Source organism: Calidithermus roseus, from assembly GCF_003574095.1.
Taxonomy (GTDB): Bacteria; Deinococcota; Deinococci; order Deinococcales; family Thermaceae; genus Calidithermus; species Calidithermus roseus.
On the sequence record NZ_QWLA01000162.1, the window covers coordinates 1 to 1,223 of the forward strand.

Genomic DNA, 1,223 nt, shown 5'->3' on the forward strand with positions numbered 1-1,223 from the left:
TTTACTCGAGGATCTTGGCGACGACTCCGGCACCGACGGTGCGGCCACCCTCGCGGATGGCGAAGCGCAGTCCCTCCTCCATGGCGATGGGCTTGATGAGTTCGACGGTGAAGGTCACGTTGTCCCCCGGCATCACCATCTCCACCCCCTTGGGCAGCTCCACCACCCCCGTCACGTCGGTGGTGCGGAAGTAGAACTGCGGCCGGTAGTTGGTGAAAAACCCCGTGTGCCGACCTCCCTCCTCCCGCTTCAGCACGTACACCGAGGCCTCGAACTTGGTGTGCGGCGTCACGCTCCCCGGCTTGGCCAGCACCTGACCCCGCTCCACCTCCTCCCGGCCTACCCCACGCAGCAGCAGCCCTACGTTATCCCCCGCCAGCCCCTCGCTCAGGGTCTTGCGGTGCATCTCCACCCCCGTCACCACCGTCTTCTTGGTCTCCCTCAGCCCCACGATCTCCACTTCATCCCCCACCTTCACCCGGCCCCGTTCCACACGTCCCGTGGCCACCGTTCCCCGTCCGGTGATGGTGAACACGTCCTCCACCGGCATCAAGAACGGCTTGTCCACGTCCCGTTGGGGGGTGGGAATGTACGAGTCGATGGCGTCGAGCAACTCCCAGATCCGGTCCACCCACTCGTTCTCTCCCCGCTGGGTCTTGGGGTTCTTGTGCATCTGCTCCAGCGCCAGCAGCGCCGAGCCCCGGATGATGGGCGTGTCATCCCCGGGAAACTCGTACTGGCTCAGCAGGTCCCGCACCTCCATCTCCACCAGGTCCAACAACTCCGCGTCGTCGACCATGTCCACTTTGTTCAAAAACACCACGATGTAGGGCACCCCCACCTGCCGCGCCAGCAGGATGTGCTCCCGGGTCTGGGGCATGGGCCCGTCGGTCCCCGACACCACCAGGATCGCCCCGTCCATCTGCGCCGCCCCCGTGATCATGTTCTTCACGTAGTCGGCGTGCCCCGGGCAGTCCACGTGGCTGTAGTGCCGCTGCGCCGTCTCGTACTCCACGTGCGCCGTGTTGATCGTGATCCCCCGCGCCTTCTCCTCCGGCGCCTTGTCGATCTGGTCGTAGTCCTGCACCTCGATGTTGGGGTTCGCCGCCGCCGCTACAAACGTGATCGCCGCCGTCAGCGTCGTCTTCCCGTGGTCCACGTGCCCGATCGTCCCCACGTTTACGTGTGGTTTCGTCCTCTCGAATACACCCTTCGCCATGGTT

Annotated in this window: 1 protein-coding gene; it reads right to left on the bottom strand. The window is 65.2% G+C overall.

Features of this window, described 5'->3' with window-relative positions:
* Position 1: 1 nt before the first annotated feature.
* A complete protein-coding gene (gene tuf, locus Mrose_RS18360; protein WP_119280659.1) occupies positions 2-1,219 on the bottom strand; it encodes an elongation factor Tu in 1,218 nt (405 codons plus the stop codon).
* Positions 1,220-1,223 lie beyond the last annotated feature (4 nt).

Bases quoted from the DNA above. Each gene is read 5' to 3' on its own strand.
- tuf (WP_119280659.1), bottom strand. From the start codon at position 1,219: ATGGCGAAGGGTGTATTCGAGAGGACGAAACCACACGTAAACGTGGGG.